The following is a 15,358-nucleotide window of genomic DNA, read 5'->3' as shown; positions in this document are numbered from 1 at the left end:
GTTCTTCCCAAAGAGATCGTCAATTCTCATATAGTGACGGTGACTTAGCTGGGAATCACCTGTTCCAGTTGGCGCCCCCGTCTCACCCGTCCCACCCGCCCCAGGTGCCACGCACGACCGAACCGCCCCGCGCACCACGCGCGTTCGAACCGCCCGTCCGCCACCGTCCGCCCTCAAGGACTCCGCTTTGCGTCCCACATCCCGGCCGACCGCACTGGCCCTTCTGGTCACGGTGGCCCTCGCCGCACCCCTGTGCGCCTGGGCGGCCCTCGCCGCTCCCGAATCGGCCAGGGCCGCGGTGGCCTGGGGCTCCGGCGCGGCCGCCGTACTGCTCGCCGCCGCCGTCGCCACCGCCGTCCACGCCCGCGTCGCGATCCGCCGGCTCCGCGAGGCCCACACCGCGGAGAACGGGCGGTTCACGGCGGAGGTCTCCCGCCTGGTCTCCGCCTCCGCCGCCGAGGCGCAGCGGTTCACCGCGGAGAACGCCCGCGTCAGGGCCGCCGCCGCCGCGGAGGCGGCCCGTGCCAAGGACGAGGCCGCCGCCGAGGCCGCCCGGCTCACCGCCGAGGGCGCCGAACTCCGCAGCCGCCTCACCGCCGAGACCGCGCAGCTGCGGGCCCGCGTCTCGCGCGCCGAGACCGAGCGCTCCGCCGCCCTCACCGCCTGCGCCAACGCGGCCGGCCGGATGCAGGCGCTGGCCACCAGCATGCTCGCCGACCTGCGCGAGATGGAGCACCGGCACACCTCCGAGGACGTCCTCACCGACCTCCTCCACCTGGACCACCGCACCGCCCAGGCCGGCCGGCTCGCCGACTCCATCGCCGTGCTCACCGGCGCCCGCTCCGGCCGCCGCTGGGCCAGGCCCATCGTCATGGAGTCCGTGCTGCGCGGCGCGATGGGCCGGATCAGCGGCTACCAGCGCGTCCGGCTCCACTCCACCAGCGACGTCGCCGTCGCCGGGCACGCCGCCGAGGGCGTCATGCACGCCCTGGCCGAACTCCTGGACAACGCCGCCGCCTTCTCGCCGCCCACGGCCGAGGTCCATGTGTACGTGGAGGAGGTCCCGGCCGGGATCGTCATCACCGTCGAGGACAGCGGCCTGGTCATGAGCGATGTGCAGCTGCGCCGCGCCGAGCGCGCGGTCTCCGCCGGCGACAACGACCTCACCGGCCTGACCGGCACCCGGCTCGGGCTCGCCGTCGTCGGCCGGCTGGCCCGCAAGCACGGGCTGACCGTCTCGTTCCGGCCCTCCGCGCGCGGCGGCACCGGCGCCCTGATGATGCTCCCGCAGGAGATCATCACCCGCACCCAGACCCGTACCGGCGCGACCGGCACCGCCGCCCCGGCCGCGAGCACCCCGGCCACCCGGACCCCGGCCACCGCGACCCCGGGCGTCCCCGCCCCGGCCGCCGAGCCGGAACCCGTACACACCTCCGGCACCGAACCGGCGGCGGCCCCCGGCGACCGGCACACCGCCCCCGCCGGGCAGTCCGGCTCCGGGCCGCTCCGCTCCGACTCGGCCTCGGACACCACCGGCAACCTCCCCCGCTTCGGCGAGAGCGGCCTGCCCAAGCGCTCGCGCGGCCGCACCCTGGCCGCCGCCGAGGCCAGGGCACGCGCCGCCGGCTCCGCGCGGGACACCGACGCGGCCGACGACGCCGCGTCCACCACCCCCGCCCCGGACCCGAAGGCGCGCGCGGCCCGCTTCAGCAGCTTCCGCAACGCCGTACGGCCCGACTCCCCACACCCGGAAGGCGACTCCCGATGACCGCGACCACCGACGAGAAGCTCAACTGGCTGCTGGAGGGGCTCCTGGAACGGACCCCCGGCGCCCGGCACGCCCTCGTGCTGTCCAGGGACGGCCTCAAGCTGTGCCGCACCCCCGAGCTGTCCGTCGACCAGGCGGACCAGCTGGCCGCGATCTCCGCCGGCATCCAGAGCCTGTCCCACGGCGCGTCCGTCGAGTTCGGCAACGGCACCGGCGGCGTCCGCTCCGCCATGGCCGAGTTCTACGGCGGCATCCTGTTCATCGTGGAGGCGGGCGCGGGCGCCCATCTCGCCGTCGTCGCCGCCGAGACCGCCGACGTGGGCCTGGTCGGCCACAACATGAGCGAGCTGGTCGAACAGCTCGGCGAGCATCTCGTCGCCCCGCCCCGCGAACCCGCCGACGCGGTGGCCGGCCGGGGCACCGCCGTATGACGCCGCGCCTGCGCCCCGGCAGGGACGACGGACCGGACCGGCTCTACACCCTCACCGGTGGCCGCACCCGGTCCGACTCCGCCGCCTTCGACCTGGTCACGCTCGTGGTCTCCGAGTGCGAGCCGACGCCCGGCATGCAGTCGGAGCACGTGGCGATCCTGCGGATGTGCCAACGGCCCACCGCCGTCGTCGAGATCGCCGCCGATCTCGACCTGCCCGTCAGCATCGTGCGCATCCTGCTCTGCGACCTGCTCGACACCGGCCGGATCAGCGCCCGCCATCCGCGTACCGCACGCGTATCGGACCGGCTTCCCGCCCCCGACATCCTGGAACAGGTGCTCGTTGGACTCCGCAACCTCTGACCGCGCCACCCTGCAGGCGACGGCCGACAACGGACTGAAGATAGTCGTGGTCGGCGGCTTCGGGGTCGGCAAGACCACCATGGTCCGATCCGTGAGCGAGATCCGTCCGCTCAACACGGAGGAGACGATGACCCGTGCGGGCGAGGCGGTGGACCACCTCGACGGGGTGCGGTCCAAGACGTCCACCACCGTCGCCTTCGACTTCGGCCGGATCAGCCTGGACGAGCGCTCGGTGCTCTATCTGTTCGGCGCGCCCGGCCAGGAGCGCTTCTGGTTCCTGTGGGACCGGCTGTTCTCCGGCACCCTGGGCGCCGTCGTGCTCGTGGACACCCGGCGCCTCGCCGACTCCTGGTACGCGATAGACCGGCTGGAGCACCACGGCACGCCGTTCATCGTCGCCTGCAACGACTTCGGCGGCCCGCTCCACACCGAGCAGCAGCTCCGGGAGGCGCTCGACATCTCCCCGGACGTGCCGCTGGTGGAGTGCGACGCGCGCGACCGGTCCTCCAGCAAGTACGTGCTGATCACGCTGGTGGAGTACCTGCACCGGCTGTCGGCGCGGAGCGCCGAGGCGGCCGCCGGGGACGCCGGGGACACCGTGCCGGAGGTCGCCGGTGCGCTGGAACCGGAGCCCACGCCCTGACCGGGGGTCGCACGTAGCTCCGACGGCCACGAGTCGGAAACCCTGTCTCATCGGACGGACAGGGTGCGTGAGCACCGCAGCGAAGGACTACGCTCCGACTCGTGGCCGACATCCAGATTCCCGCTGACATCAAGCCCGCGGACGGGCGCTTCGGCGCCGGTCCCTCCAAGGTGCGGACCGAGGCGCTCGACGCGCTGGCCGCCACCGGCACGTCCCTGCTCGGTACGTCCCACCGCCAGGCCCCGGTGAAGAACCTGGTCGGATCGGTGCGCGACGGCGTACGCGACCTCTTCTCCCTCCCCGAGGGCTACGAGGTGATCCTCGGCAACGGCGGCTCCACCGCGTTCTGGGACATCGCGACGCACGGTCTGATCGAGTCGAAGTCCCAGCACCTCAACTTCGGCGAGTTCTCCTCGAAGTTCGCGAAGGCAGCCAAGCTCGCCCCGTGGCTGGCCGAGCCGACCGTCATCGCCTCCGAGCCGGGCACCCACCCGGAGCCGCAGGCCGAGGCGGGCGTGGACGTCTACGCCTTCACGCACAACGAGACCTCGACCGGTGTCGCGGCCCCGATCAAGCGCGTCGCGGGCGCCGACGAGGGCGCCCTGGTCCTGGTGGACGCCACCTCCGGCGCGGGCGGCCTGCCCGTGGACATCACCGAGACGGACGTCTACTACTTCGCCCCGCAGAAGTCCTTCGCCTCGGACGGCGGCCTGTGGATCGGCGTCTTCTCGCCGGCCGCCCTGGAGCGCGCGGCCCGCGTCCACGCCTCCGGCCGGCACGTCCCGGAGTTCTTCTCGCTGCCCACGGCGATCGACAACTCGCTCAAGAACCAGACGTACAACACCCCGGCGCTCGCCACGCTGTTCCTGCTGAACGAGCAGCTGACGTGGATGAACAGCCAGGGCGGCCTGGAGTTCACGACCGGCCGCACGGCCGCCTCCTCCGGCCACCTGTACGGCTGGGCCGAGGAGTCGAAGTACGCGAGCCCGTTCGTCACGGACCCGGCCAAGCGCTCCCAGGTCATCGGCACGATCGACTTCGCGGACGAGATCGACGCCGCCGCGATCGCCAAGGCCCTCCGCGCCAACGGCATCGTGGACACCGAGCCCTACCGCAAGCTGGGCCGCAACCAGCTCCGCATCGCGATGTTCCCGGCCATCGACTCGTCGGACGTCCAGGCCCTGACGGCCTGCATCGACTACGTGATCGAAAAGCTGTAACGCGTACGCGCAGAAACGGCCCCGCACACCTCACGGCGTGCGGGGCCGTTTCTGCTTCACTCGGCCGAGTGGCATATGCCAGAAACACGGTCCGGGGTCGATTCGCCCTACGATGATGGTCTCGACACCAGCCATTCCAGGAGGCACGCAATGTCTGCAGCAGCAGTCGAGTACCCCTGTGACGATGAACCGGAGCCCCTGCTCGTCACCGCCAGCCGGCTCAACGAGCAGCTTCCCGGCCATCGCGTCGAGATCATCGGAGGCCTCGTTACCGTGACTCCACCCCCGGACGGCCCGCACGCGGACGCGCTGACCACGCTCATGATTCCGTTCCTCGCCGCAGGACTTCACGGCACGGAGTCGAGAGTCCTCCAAGGCATCGGCCTATGGCTGCCCGGTGGTCCGGAGGACTACGCGATCCCCGACCTGGCCCTGGTCGACGCGGACTTCGACGAGCACCTGATCGAGTACAACAGCTACGACCCGGCGGCCTTCCGCCTCGTCCTGGAGGTCACCTCCAGCAACTACCGGAGCGACCTGCGGCACAAGGTCGCCGCGTACGCCGAGGCGAAGATCCCGGTGTACGTGATCCTCGACCGGAAGCACGGCCGCGTCCACGTCCTGACCGAGCCGGGCGGCGGATCGTACGACCGGCACGAGGTGTACGCGCCCGGCCAGCAGGCGCCGCTCCCCGCCTCCATCGGCGCCGAGGTGAGCCTCGATGTCGCCGAGCTGATCAAGGCGGGCCGGCCTCCGTCCCGTACGCCCGAGTCCTGAGACTCACGCCCCGGCCGGCTCCCAGCGTTCCTCGCCGTCCTCCCACTCACCGGTTCGGTGCAGGCCCGCCGCGGCGGCTACGGCTGCGGAGGCGGTGTGGTCGGGGTGGATGTGGGCGTACGCGGTGCGGGGGCCGGTGTCGCGCAGGTGGGTGACGAGGGCGCGGGCCGCCTCGCGGGCGTAGCCGCGGCCCTGCCAGGGGGTGCCGATGACCCAGGCGATCTCGGCGCGGGGGCCGCGCACCGTGGCCTGGACGTAGCCGATCAGGCGGCCCTCGCCGCGCTCGCGCAGCACCCAGTTCCACCACAGCTCGTCCGGGTCCGGCGAACCGGCCGTCTGCCGTTCGTAGCGGGCCCGCAGGGCCTCCGGGGCCTCCGGGGCGCCGCCCGTGAAGGTGTGCAGCGCGGGGTCGCCCAGTACGGCGGCCATCTCGTCGGCGTACTCCACGCGCAGCGGCAGCGCGTCCAGGCGGGGCGTGGTGAAGGGCTCGGGGCCGGGGTCGTTCGTCATGAGACGGGAACCCTACGCGAAACGCCGTCCGGCGCCCGTTGCCCGGATGAGCACGGGCCCGTGGCGGCGGACCATGGAGGCATGAATACGATCCCGCAGCTCAAACCCTTCGTGAAGCAGTACACCGTCCTGCTGAGCACGCGGCGGCAGGACGGGACGCACGCCGACACCCCCGTGCACATCGCGGTCGAGGGCGACCACGCGTACATCCGCACCTTCTCCTCGGCGTGGAAGGTGGAACGGATGCGCAACCACCCGGTGGTGCGCATCGGCCCCTGCACGGTGCGCGGCCGCCCCACGGGCCCCCAGGTCGAGGCCCACGCCCGCCTCCTCCCGGCCGGCTCGAAGGAGGACACCCACGCGTCCCGGATGCTCTCCCGCAAGTACCCGGCGTCGCAGGGCGTCCTCGTCCCCCTGGCCCACCGCCTGAAACGGGACCGCACCCTGCACTACGAGATCCGCCCGAAAACCCCCGAAGGCTGACCGCCCTCACCCCTTCCGGCGTCGTCGCCCCAGTACGAACAGCAGTCCGATCCCCGCCAGTACGGCCACGCCCGTCAGCGTCGTGCCCTTCACCGGTACCCCGTCCTCGCCGGACGCCGAGCCGCCCGTCGTCTTGCCGTCGCCCCGGTGCACGGCACCGCCCCCGCCGGAATCGTCCTTCCTCTCCACATCCACCCGTACGACATCGCTCCGCTCGCCCTCGGAGCCGTACATCAGGGCGGAGCCGTCCGCCGTGAACGTGACCGACTCCGACTGCGGCAGCAGCGGCGACTCGACGGGGTAGTCCTTGCCGAGGCGGCCGTCCGCGAAGGCGTAGCCGCGGGCGCTGAAGTACGAGCGCAGGACCAGCTCCTTGCCGTCCGGCGAGAACGCCCCGTCCGTCACCCAGGGGACCTCCCCGACCCGCCGGAAGACGTTGTCGGCGCCCGCCATGAGCTTCGCGGGCCCTTCGTAGAGGCCGCCGCCGTTCTCGTTCTTGGAGGCGATGTAGACGCGGCCGGTCTTGGGGTGGACCATCAGCGCCTCCGCGTTGCGGGGGCCGTCCGCGTACGTGACGTCGAACTGGGTGGCCCGGATCGTCGCGTCCTTGAGCACCTTCGGCTCGGGGAAGCGGTAGATCCAGACGTGGTCCCAGCTGCCGTTGAGGTTGTCGCCGATGTCGCCGACGTAGAGGTTGCCGTCCGGGCCGAGGGAGATCGCCTCGACGTCGCGCGGGGAGCCGACGCCCTTCATGGTGATCGTGGCGACCGTCTTCCCGGTGCGCGAGTCGACGGCGAAGACGTAGGGGCCGTCGTCGCTGTCGTTGTGCGTCCAGTAGATCCCGGGGTGGGCGCGGCTCGCGGCGAGACCGCTGGACTCGGTGATCCGGGGGTCCTCGATCGTGAAGCTCCGGTCGGCCCCGCCGTCGTCGGCGGCGAGCGCGGGGGCCGCGGCGAGGGCGAGGAGGACGGCGGCGCCGAGGGAGGACGTCAGTCGGTACGAACGCATGGCACAAGTGTCCACCGTCACGTACCGGCGCGTAGCCCGGATCGGCCATGATGGGCGCCATGCGTTTCATGTGTGTCGGCGATTCCATGACCATCGGGCGCGCCGGCGACTTCACGTGGCGCTACCGCATGTGGCAGCACCTGACGGCCGCGCCGGACGGCCCGCACGAACTGGTCGGTCCGCGTACGGAGGTGTACGAGGCGGAGACGGGCGCGGCGACCTCGTCCGCGTACGCCGCCGACGACTTCCCGCCGGCCGCCCGACGCCACCTCGCGGGCTGGGGCGAGGGCTGGCTGCACATGGCCCCGGTCATCGCGGACGCGGTGACCGCGCACCGGCCGGACGTGCTGCTGGTATCGCTGGGCCTGATAGACCTCGGCTTCTACACGAACAGCGCCCAGACCGCGGAGAACGCCCGCGCCTTCCTGACGGCCGCCCGCACGGCGAACCCGCGCATCCGGTGCGTCCTGCTGCCCGTCATCCCGAACATACGCGCGGAGTCGGACGCCCCGTTCGCGGCGGAGTGCGCCCGCTTCAACGCACTCCTCGCGGACACGGTCGCCGCCCTCACCACCCCCGCCTCCCCCATTCTCCTGCTCCCCCACCCCCCGGCGTACGACATCCACACCGCCACGTACGACGGCACCCACCCCAACCCCGCGGGCGAACACCACCTGGCGGCCACCTTCGCGAACGCCCTGCACGAAGCCTGGGCAATGGGCACCCCGTACGCGGCCTCGAACCCCCTGCAACCGGCAACCGCGGGCAGCCGCTGAGACCGCCCGTGGTCCGGTGTTGGCGCGGGTGGGGGGTCAGGTGGTGTTCAGGGCCACCGTCGGGTGCAGGCGGGAGGCTCTGATCGCCGGGTAGAGGCCCGCGATCACGCCGATCACCAGGGTCGCCGCCACGCCGGCCGCCAGGGACTCCGGTGGGACCACCGCCGTCCAGCCCTGGAAGCGGGCGAACCCATACGTCGCCACTGTGCCGAGGAGCGCGCCCGTCACGCCGCCCAGCGCCGACAGCAGCAGCGACTCCGTGAGGAACTGGAGCCTGATCGCGCCCCGGGTCGCGCCCAGGGCGCGGCGCAGTCCGATCTCCTGGCGGCGCTCCAGCACCGAGATGACCATGGTGTTGGCCACGCCCACCCCGCCGACCAGCAGCGCCACCGCGCCCAGGCCGAGCATGAGCTTGGTCAGGCCCTCGTCGGTGGCGGCCTTCGCGGCCAGCGCGTCCGAGGGGCGGGAGACCTTGATGCCCCCCTTCTGGCCGGGGTTGATGGTGCGGGCCAGAACCGCCCACACATCCTCGACCGAGGCGTCCGTGGAGCGTTCGAAGATGGTGGTCGAATGCCCGTCGAAGCCGAAGTACCGCTCGGCGGAGGGGAAGCCGACCATGGCCAGCCGGTCCAGGGTGGGGACCAGTTCGATGGGTTTCAGGATGCCGACGACGACCACCCGGGTGTTGTTCATCATGATCGTCTCACCGACCCGGGTCACCCCCAGCCGCTTGGCGGCGACCGAGCCCAGCACCGTTGTCGGCAGACGTTCGGACGCCTTGTCCAGCCAGACTCCGCGGGACATCTCGCCGCCGAGGGTCGTGAGCAGATCACGGCGGACCGCCTGGGCGGTGACCCCCGCGGTGCGCTCCTCGGGGACCACGTCACTGCGGCGGATACGCGCGTCGATGTCGGCGGACGCCGTGGCTTGCAGCACCGGGCCGATCCGCTCGACCATCGCCACCGCGTTCTTCGGGAGTTTGATGTCGCCCCCACCGGGGTCCTTGCCGGCCTCAGCCGTGAGCAGATTGGTGCCGAGGCGGTCGAGCCGGGCCATCAGGTCCGCGCGGCTCGACTCGGACAGGCCGACCACCGCGACCATCGTCGCGATGCCGATGGCGATGCCGAGCGCCGACAGCACCACCCGCGCGCGCCGTGCGCGCAGGCCCACGGCACCGACGCGCAGGACGTCGCCGGGAGAGAGCCGGGAGGGTCTGAGGTTGCCGCTCATGACTCCCCCTCCCGCGTACGCGCACCGGCCGGTGCCCCCGAGCCACCCGCCCCCGCACCGCCCGCCGCCAAGGCACCCGTGTCCGACACGATCTCCCCGTCCCTGAACCGCACCCGCCTCGGCAGCGCCTCCGCGATCTCCTGGTCATGGGTGATCACGCACACCGTCGTGCCCCCCGCGTTCAGCTCGCGCAGCAGCTCCATGACGATCTCGCCGGACGCGGTGTCCAGCGCCCCGGTGGGTTCGTCCGCCAGCAGCAGCCGGGGCTCGCCCACCAGGGCGCGGGCGATGGCCACCCGCTGCTTCTCGCCGCCGGACAGTTCGTTGGGCGTGTGCGAGGCCCGGTGGTCCAGCCGTACCCTGGCCAGCGCGTCCCGTGCCCGGACGCGTCGCTCCCCGCGCGGCACACCCGCGTACAGCAGTCCGTCCGCGACGTTGTCCACCGCGTCGCGGCCGGCCGCCAGGTGGAAGTGCTGGAACACGAAGCCGATGTGGCGGGCCCGCAGCACCGAGAGCCGGGCGTCGGACAGCGCGGCCACGTCGTATCCGGCGATCCGGACCGTGCCGCTGGTGGGCTTGTCGAGGGTGCCCATGATGTTGAGCATCGTGGACTTGCCGGAGCCGGACGGGCCGACGATGGCGAGCAGTTCACCGGCCGCGACGGCGAGATCCACGCCGCGCAGGGCGTGGACGCCGCCCGGATACGACTTGGTGGCGCCGCGCAACTCGACCACGAGCGGTGCCGGGGGCGCCGGAGGAGCCGTCATGACGCGGCCACCCCGACCTTCATCCCCTCGCGCAGCCCGGCACCGCTGACCTCTATCTTCCCGGCGGCGGTCATGCCCGTCTCCACCCGTACCAGCCGGGACTTGCCGCCCTCGACGATCTGGAGCCCGTAGCCGCCGTTCTCACCCCGCAGGGCCACGACCGCCTCCACCGGAACCGCGAGGACGTCCTTGTGCGCCTCGCTGACGAAGCGCACGCTCGCGGTCGCCCGGGTGTCCTCGCCGGAGGCGGCCTTGGCCCCGCCGTCCAGAACGATTTCCACGATGATCCCGTCCTGCGACGACTCCCCGCCGGCGTCCGACTCGGGGCGCACCGTCCCGGTGACCTTGCCCTTGACGGTCTTCCCGCTCGGCAGCGCGACTTCGACCTTGGTGCCGGATGCCGTCAGGGCGCCGTCGGTCGACTCCAGTTCGGCCCGGATGACGGGCTTGGGAGAGGCCACGGTCAGGACCGTGTCACCGGGTGCCACCGGGTCGGCGAGCGAGGCGTCGGCGGAGACGACCTTGACCGGACCGGTCTGGAAGACGACATGCCCGGCGCCGACCTTGCCGGTGATCTCCCGGTTGAGGGATTTCTGCCACTGCTTGACGGCCGTCTCCGTGTTCTGGTCGTACCAGACATCGACGTACAGCCCCGACCCGAACCCCAGGTCCCGCAGATTGCGCTCCAGTTGGAGCACGTCGCTGCCGCGGTCGCCCTTCTTCATCTCGCGGAACATCGGGACCGGGCCGCTGAGCAGGGTGACGGGCTTGTCGTTCAGCTCGTACAGCGCCTGCCCGGCGGACACCGTCGTGCCCTCGGCGGCGGCCACCGTGATGGTGCCCTCGACGGCGGTCCTGATCGGGCGGCGCCGCGCGAAGTCGAGCTTGCCGTCGACCGTCTTGGACTCCACGAGATCGGTACGGACGACGGCCGCCGTGGCGGGCGGCAGGTCGCCGCCGGCCGCCGGCGCGGCGCCGCCGCCGGTCCCGAGGAGCAGGACGCCCCCGGTGGCCGCGGCGGCGGTCACGGCCACCGCGAGGAGCACGGTGCGTCGCCTCACTGCATGCCTTCCACGGCGTCGATCAGCTTCGACCGGCAGGCTTCCTCGGCCTTCTCGTACGCGGGCGAGTCGGAGTCGAGCACCGGCGACGCGGGGTTGGGGTCGCCGCCGGGGATGGCGTTGCCGCCGCTCATGGTGGGGTTGGTGAAGCGCGAGACCCCGTTGTCGCGCATGCACTTGGCGTGGGCGAGCAGCGATTCGTACGCCTTCTGCTGGTCGACCTCGGGCGCGAGGTCCATGGCGGCGACCATCTCGTCGCCGCAGACTCCGTTCTTGCCCCCCTTGTACGCCTCGTTCTCGCCGGTCCGCTCGACGATCTCCTCGATCTTGCCCCAGTCGAGGTATCCGCTCAGCTTGGGGTCGGGGTAGTCCTTGTACCCGCCCTTGGCGCGCATGCACTGGACGTACTTCACCTGGGCGTCGTAGAAGGCGCTCTTGCCTGCGGGCTTGGAAGCGCCGGCATCGTCGGAGGACTTGGAGGTCTTGGACGTCTCGGGGGCCGGGACGTCGGCGACGGAGGTGGTGCCGTTCTCCGCCCTCGTCCCGGAGCCGTCGTCGCCGCAGGCGGACGCGAGGGCGAGCAGGGGCAGGGTGACGAGGGCGGTGGCACGCAGTCGGAGGGCGGCTCGGGGCCGCTTCGAGTAGCTCATGGGCCCCACGGTCACGACCGCACGTGATGGCCGCTCCATGGCCGCATGATGGGAACGTAACAATGACCCCGGCCCGGTCTTTTCGCAGGCCGGAAGGGCTGGAAGCGGCACGGGCAGCGCCCATAATCGTGCCCATGCCGTGTGTGCTGCTCATCGAGGACGACGCGTCGGTACGGGACGGAATGGAGCTGGTGCTGCGCCGCCACGGGTACGAGGTGGACACCGCCGCCACGGGTGAGCAGGCCCTCGCCCTGCTCGACGGCCCGGCCGGCCGCAGGGTGGAGCTGGCCGTGCTGGACCTGATGCTCCCCGGCATGGACGGCATCGAGGTGTGCCGCCGCATCCGGGAACGGACGGCAGTCCTGCCGGTCATCATGCTGACCGCGCGCGGTGACGACGAGGACATCGTGGCGGGGCTGGAGGCGGGCGCCGACGACTACGTGGTCAAGCCGCTGACCGCGCCGGTGCTGGAGGCCCGCATCCGGGCCGCGCTGCGTCGGGTGGAGCCGTCGCCGGGCCGGGGCCAGGAGGGCGACCTCGCCGGGCTGGTCATCGACCGGGCCGGGCTGACCGTCACCCGCGACGGCGTGCCCGTACCGCTGCCGCCGGTCGAGATGCGGCTGCTGCTGGAGCTGTCGGCCGCGCCGGGCCGGGTCCTCAGCCGGGAGCAGCTGCTGGAATCGGTGTGGGACCACAGCTTCCTGGGCGATTCGCGGCTGGTGGACGCGGCGGTGGCGCGGCTGCGGTCCAAGCTGGAGGACGTACCGGCCAAGCCGCGGTACGTGCAGACGGTGCGGGGCTTCGGCTACCGCTTCGGGCCGTTGTGAGACGGGTCACCGGAGGGGCCGTGGTGAGGCGGGGCACCGGAAGGGCCGTGGTGAGGCGGGTCACCGGAGGGCTGCGGCTGCGCCTCGTCCTCGCCTTCGTCGTCGTCGCCCTCCTCAGCGCGGCGACGGCGACCGCCCTCGCCTACCGGGACGCCCGCACCGCCGTGCTCCAGCGGGCCCAGAACGCGACCGTGAAGGACTTCCGGGACCAGGTCGGCACGGTGTCCGCCGACTTCGACCTGCCGCCCGATCAGAAGTCGCTGTTCCGGTTCACGGCGAAGGTTTCGGAGCGCACCGGCGGGCGTACCGTCGTCGCCCGCTACCGTTCCCTGTCCGCCACCTCCGACACATTCGCGGGGCCGACGCCCTGGCTCACCGCCGAGCTGCGGGCCGCCGTCACGGCCGGCGATCGGGCGGTGTTCCAGCGGGTGCGGTGGCAGGAGGAGCCGTACCTCGTCGTCGGGACGCCCGTCCGCTACGTCGACGGGGACCGGAGCGCCTCCGGCCTGGAGGTGTACACGCTGACCAGCTTGCGGGCGGAGAGCGCGGACACGGCCGCCCTGATCGATTCCGTACGGGACGGCATCGTGCCGGTGGTCCTGCTCACGGCGGTGCTCGCGCTGCTGGCGGCGGGGACGGTGCTGCGGCCGGTGCGCTCGCTGGGCCGGGCGACGCGCGAGCTGGCCTCCGGTGACCTCGGCATCCGGGCGGAGGTCACCGGCAACGACGAACTCGCGGACCTGGCCCGTACGTTCAACGAGACGGCCGACGCGCTCCAGGCGTCGGACGCCGAGTTGCGGGAGCAGGAGGCGAAGGCGCGCCGCTTCGTCGCGGACGTGTCCCATGAACTGCGCACCCCGCTCGCGGCGATGACCATGGTGGTGACGGTCCTGGAGGAGGAGGCCGACCAGCTGCCCCCGGACGCGGCGCAGGCGGCGCGCACGGTGGGCGCGGAGACGGCGCGGCTGGCCCGGCTGGTGGAGGACCTGATGGAGATCTCGCGCTTCGACGCGAAGGCGGCCCGGCTGAACGACGCGTTGACGGACCTCGCCGCCACCGTGCGCTCGTCGCTGGCGCTGCGCGGCTGGACGGACCGGGTACGGGTGGACCTGCCGGAGGAGCTGTGGGCGGTGGTGGACCGGCGCCGGATCGACGTGGTCGTGGCGAACCTGGTGGGCAACGCGCTGCGGCACGGCGCCCCGCCGGTCACGGTGGCCCTGCGGACGTGCCGGGCGGAGGACGGGGAGTGGGTGCTGCTGTCCGTCGCGGACCGGGGTCCGGGGTTGCCCCCGGAGACGCGGGCGCGGGTCTTCGACCGGTTCTACAAGGCGGACGCGGCCCGTACGCGCGGCGCGGCGGACGACAGCGGGCAGGGCAGCGGCCTGGGCACGGCGATAGCGCTGGAGAACGCCAGGCTGCACGGCGGCACGATCGAGGTGTCGGACGTGGACGGCGAGCCGGGCGCGGTGTTCACGCTGCGGCTGCCTCTGCGGCGGCAGGAGGAGGACCCGGAGTGCGAGTGATCCGGCGAGGCGCCCCGGCCGCCGCCCTGGCCCTGGCCCTGTCCGTGGCGGGGTGCGGGGTCCAGCCGACGGGCGTGATCGGCGCGGGCGAACCGGCGTCGGGCCTGACACGCGGGCTACGCCTCTACTACGTCTCGTCGAGCGGCCTGCGCGCGGTCCCGCTGATCGACCGGGAGGTCGGCGAGAACTTCGGCGGCGTCCTGAAACTGCTCTTCCAGCCCCCCGAGGGATTCGTCAACCTCCTCCAACTGAACGGCTACGAGGTCTCCGCCAAGGGCTCGCGGATCACGGTCCACATCGAGGGCACCTACGGAGGGACGGGCCGCGACCTGGGCACAGGCCAAATGGTCTGCACCCTGACAAGCGCCCTGTCGGTGGCCGACCCAAAGGTGGACAGCGAAAAGGTGGAGGTCACCCTGACCCCCACCCAAGGCCCCACCCAGGGCCCCTACCGCTGCGCGGACTACTTCACCCGATGAGCACACCCGGAACCATGGCCACGGCGCTACACGATCCCACGCAATCAGACATATTCCACTGGAAAGGCACGGAGCGATGCTCATCGTAGCCTCTGCCATCTTCATTACGGCCGGATTGGCACTACGACGGAACTGGCGGGGACTCACGGATGAGCTTTCGGGCAAACACGTGAGCCGCACACCATTGCTTCACGAAAGGTCCTGGTCCTGGCACGGAGCCAGGGTCGCAGGCAGCTTCACCATCGGGTTGGGTGTCCTCTTGTTCCTGAGTTTCATATACATCTCCGTCCGAGAGCTGGTGAGCTGACCCGCAACCTCCCACACCCCATCCTCCAGCCCTTACCTGACAAGGTTGCTCAGATGTTCTTCTCCATGACTCTCTCCTTGTTCCTACCTGTGCCCGACGAGCCGACTCTCACCTTGAGGTCCACGTCATCCAAAACGTTCGCGAAAGTCAGGGTGTCCCCGTCGGCCTCGGGTTCCGGCAGGGCGGCGGGCCAGGACCACGACATGCTACGGCCGTTGCGCGTGATCGTCGCCAACGGCCCCTCACCGCCGCCGGAGACCCGCACGCCCACTTCGGCAGCCTTCGGCGAATACGTTCCATCCGGGTTGGGTGCTAGATCGGTGTCGATCGGCACGAGCTTCTCGTCCTGCCGTACGAACTGCGGCAGGACATAGGTGTTCTGCGTGAACGTTCCATCCGGATTGGCGAACACCTGTGACGTCTCCGAGCGTCGCGCGAGCACCTCAGCCGGCTGGCCGGTGTCGGCCGCCTCGACCAACGCGCTCTCATCCGCACTGAGCCGCTGGCCAGTCGCCGGCCCCCCAGGCTGAGGCCCC

At 72.0% G+C, this 15,358-nt stretch carries 18 protein-coding genes; 11 read left to right on the top strand and 7 right to left on the bottom strand.

The window, feature by feature from the left end:
* The first annotated feature begins 187 nt into the window (after nt 1–187).
* The 6 genes from DNK56_RS20635 to DNK56_RS20610 all read left to right on the top strand — a co-directional run bounded on the left by DNK56_RS20635 (nt 188) and on the right by DNK56_RS20610 (nt 5,201).
* The gene (locus DNK56_RS20635; RefSeq protein WP_111336908.1) at nt 188–1,768 is read left to right on the top strand and encodes a sensor histidine kinase; all 1,581 of its coding nucleotides are present in this window, start codon (nt 188–190) and stop codon (nt 1,766–1,768) included.
* Complete coding sequence (locus tag DNK56_RS20630) at nt 1,765–2,199, top strand: roadblock/LC7 domain-containing protein (RefSeq protein WP_111336906.1); 435 nt, start codon at nt 1,765–1,767, stop codon at nt 2,197–2,199. Before DNK56_RS20635 ends, DNK56_RS20630 begins: the two co-directional genes overlap by 4 nt.
* Nucleotides 2,196–2,561 (top strand): DUF742 domain-containing protein, encoded by a 366-nt coding sequence (locus DNK56_RS20625; protein WP_111336904.1) that lies wholly within the window; start codon nt 2,196–2,198, stop codon nt 2,559–2,561. The genes DNK56_RS20630 and DNK56_RS20625 overlap by 4 nt, the downstream gene beginning before the upstream one ends.
* Nucleotides 2,542–3,204 carry a GTP-binding protein gene (locus DNK56_RS20620; RefSeq protein ID WP_241990027.1) on the top strand — a complete coding sequence of 221 codons (663 nt, stop codon included), beginning with the start codon at nt 2,542–2,544 and terminating at the stop codon, nt 3,202–3,204. The genes DNK56_RS20625 and DNK56_RS20620 overlap by 20 nt, the downstream gene beginning before the upstream one ends.
* A 101-nt stretch (nt 3,205–3,305) precedes the next feature.
* A complete protein-coding gene (serC, locus tag DNK56_RS20615) occupies nt 3,306–4,424 on the top strand; it encodes a phosphoserine transaminase (protein WP_111336902.1) in 1,119 nt (372 codons plus the stop codon).
* 150 nt (nt 4,425–4,574) lie between these two features.
* Entirely contained in the window at nt 4,575–5,201 is a 627-nt protein-coding gene (locus DNK56_RS20610; RefSeq protein ID WP_111336900.1) for a Uma2 family endonuclease, read from the top strand.
* A 3-nt stretch (nt 5,202–5,204) separates the two neighbouring features.
* On the opposite strand, the gene DNK56_RS20605 is transcribed toward DNK56_RS20610, so the two are convergent.
* Nucleotides 5,205–5,711 carry a GNAT family N-acetyltransferase gene (locus DNK56_RS20605; protein ID WP_111336898.1) on the bottom strand — a complete coding sequence of 169 codons (507 nt, stop codon included), beginning with the start codon at nt 5,709–5,711 and terminating at the stop codon, nt 5,205–5,207.
* Between the two features lie 81 nt (nt 5,712–5,792).
* Here DNK56_RS20605 and DNK56_RS20600 point away from each other — a divergent pair, with 81 nt between their 5' ends.
* Nucleotides 5,793–6,194, top strand: coding sequence for a PPOX class F420-dependent oxidoreductase (locus DNK56_RS20600; RefSeq protein WP_111336896.1), 402 nt, complete (start codon nt 5,793–5,795; stop codon nt 6,192–6,194).
* A 6-nt stretch (nt 6,195–6,200) separates the two neighbouring features.
* On the opposite strand, the gene DNK56_RS20595 is transcribed toward DNK56_RS20600, so the two are convergent.
* Complete coding sequence (locus DNK56_RS20595) at nt 6,201–7,202, bottom strand: WD40 repeat domain-containing protein (protein WP_111336894.1); 1,002 nt, start codon at nt 7,200–7,202, stop codon at nt 6,201–6,203.
* Nucleotides 7,203–7,261: 59 nt separating this feature from the next.
* Here DNK56_RS20595 and DNK56_RS20590 point away from each other — a divergent pair, with 59 nt between their 5' ends.
* Nucleotides 7,262–7,978 carry a GDSL-type esterase/lipase family protein gene (locus DNK56_RS20590; RefSeq protein WP_111339424.1) on the top strand — a complete coding sequence of 239 codons (717 nt, stop codon included), beginning with the start codon at nt 7,262–7,264 and terminating at the stop codon, nt 7,976–7,978.
* A 36-nt stretch (nt 7,979–8,014) separates the two neighbouring features.
* On the opposite strand, the gene DNK56_RS20585 is transcribed toward DNK56_RS20590, so the two are convergent.
* From DNK56_RS20585 to DNK56_RS36130, 4 genes are read right to left on the bottom strand one after another with little or no spacing between them, the layout of a single operon-like run.
* A complete protein-coding gene (locus DNK56_RS20585; RefSeq protein ID WP_111336892.1) occupies nt 8,015–9,208 on the bottom strand; it encodes an ABC transporter permease in 1,194 nt (397 codons plus the stop codon).
* Nucleotides 9,205–9,975, bottom strand: a complete 771-nt coding sequence (locus DNK56_RS20580; RefSeq protein ID WP_111336890.1) for an ABC transporter ATP-binding protein — start codon at nt 9,973–9,975, stop codon at nt 9,205–9,207. The genes DNK56_RS20585 and DNK56_RS20580 overlap by 4 nt, the downstream gene beginning before the upstream one ends.
* The gene (locus tag DNK56_RS36135) at nt 9,972–11,036 is read right to left on the bottom strand and encodes a peptidoglycan-binding protein (protein WP_241990026.1); all 1,065 of its coding nucleotides are present in this window, start codon (nt 11,034–11,036) and stop codon (nt 9,972–9,974) included. The genes DNK56_RS20580 and DNK56_RS36135 overlap by 4 nt, the downstream gene beginning before the upstream one ends.
* Nucleotides 11,033–11,686 carry a hypothetical protein gene (locus DNK56_RS36130; RefSeq protein WP_241990025.1) on the bottom strand — a complete coding sequence of 218 codons (654 nt, stop codon included), beginning with the start codon at nt 11,684–11,686 and terminating at the stop codon, nt 11,033–11,035. Before DNK56_RS36130 ends, DNK56_RS36135 begins: the two co-directional genes overlap by 4 nt.
* Nucleotides 11,687–11,820: 134 nt before the next feature.
* On the opposite strand from DNK56_RS36130, the gene DNK56_RS20570 reads away from it, so the two are divergent.
* The 3 genes from DNK56_RS20570 to DNK56_RS20560 are packed head-to-tail and all read left to right on the top strand — an operon-like array spanning nt 11,821 to nt 14,515.
* On the top strand, nt 11,821–12,513 hold the full coding sequence (locus tag DNK56_RS20570; RefSeq protein ID WP_111336888.1) for a response regulator transcription factor: 693 nt from the start codon (nt 11,821–11,823) through the stop codon (nt 12,511–12,513).
* Nucleotides 12,514–12,560: 47 nt separating this feature from the next.
* Nucleotides 12,561–14,036 carry a HAMP domain-containing sensor histidine kinase gene (locus DNK56_RS20565; protein WP_342211048.1) on the top strand — a complete coding sequence of 492 codons (1,476 nt, stop codon included), beginning with the start codon at nt 12,561–12,563 and terminating at the stop codon, nt 14,034–14,036.
* Entirely contained in the window at nt 14,033–14,515 is a 483-nt protein-coding gene (locus DNK56_RS20560) for a hypothetical protein (RefSeq protein ID WP_241990024.1), read from the top strand. Before DNK56_RS20565 ends, DNK56_RS20560 begins: the two co-directional genes overlap by 4 nt.
* 356 nt (nt 14,516–14,871) lie before the next feature.
* Here the strand turns inward: DNK56_RS20560 and DNK56_RS20555 are convergent, their stop codons facing one another.
* Nucleotides 14,872–15,300, bottom strand: a complete 429-nt coding sequence (locus DNK56_RS20555) for a hypothetical protein (RefSeq protein ID WP_199563663.1) — start codon at nt 15,298–15,300, stop codon at nt 14,872–14,874.
* Between the last annotated feature and the right edge of the window lie 58 nt (nt 15,301–15,358).

This window comes from Streptomyces sp. AC1-42W, assembly GCF_003248355.1.
Lineage (GTDB): Bacteria > Actinomycetota > Actinomycetes > Streptomycetales > Streptomycetaceae > Streptomyces.
The sequence above is the reverse complement of the archived record's forward strand: the minus strand, read 5'-3'. Positions and strand labels throughout refer to the sequence as shown.

Excerpts from the sequence above, each read along its gene's own strand:
- DNK56_RS20630 (WP_111336906.1), top strand. The coding sequence starts at position 1,765 with ATGACCGCGACCACCGACGAGAAGCTCAACTGGCTGCTGGAGGGGCTC.
- DNK56_RS20625 (WP_111336904.1), top strand. The coding sequence starts at position 2,196 with ATGACGCCGCGCCTGCGCCCCGGCAGGGACGACGGACCGGACCGGCTC.
- DNK56_RS20610 (WP_111336900.1), top strand. The coding sequence starts at position 4,575 with ATGTCTGCAGCAGCAGTCGAGTACCCCTGTGACGATGAACCGGAGCCC.
- DNK56_RS20605 (WP_111336898.1), bottom strand. The coding sequence starts at position 5,711 with ATGACGAACGACCCCGGCCCCGAGCCCTTCACCACGCCCCGCCTGGAC.
- DNK56_RS20600 (WP_111336896.1), top strand. The coding sequence starts at position 5,793 with ATGAATACGATCCCGCAGCTCAAACCCTTCGTGAAGCAGTACACCGTC.
- DNK56_RS20595 (WP_111336894.1), bottom strand. The coding sequence starts at position 7,202 with ATGCGTTCGTACCGACTGACGTCCTCCCTCGGCGCCGCCGTCCTCCTC.
- DNK56_RS20590 (WP_111339424.1), top strand. The coding sequence starts at position 7,262 with ATGCGTTTCATGTGTGTCGGCGATTCCATGACCATCGGGCGCGCCGGC.
- DNK56_RS20585 (WP_111336892.1), bottom strand. The coding sequence starts at position 9,208 with ATGAGCGGCAACCTCAGACCCTCCCGGCTCTCTCCCGGCGACGTCCTG.
- DNK56_RS20580 (WP_111336890.1), bottom strand. The coding sequence starts at position 9,975 with ATGACGGCTCCTCCGGCGCCCCCGGCACCGCTCGTGGTCGAGTTGCGC.
- DNK56_RS36130 (WP_241990025.1), bottom strand. The coding sequence starts at position 11,686 with ATGAGCTACTCGAAGCGGCCCCGAGCCGCCCTCCGACTGCGTGCCACC.
- DNK56_RS20570 (WP_111336888.1), top strand. The coding sequence starts at position 11,821 with ATGCCGTGTGTGCTGCTCATCGAGGACGACGCGTCGGTACGGGACGGA.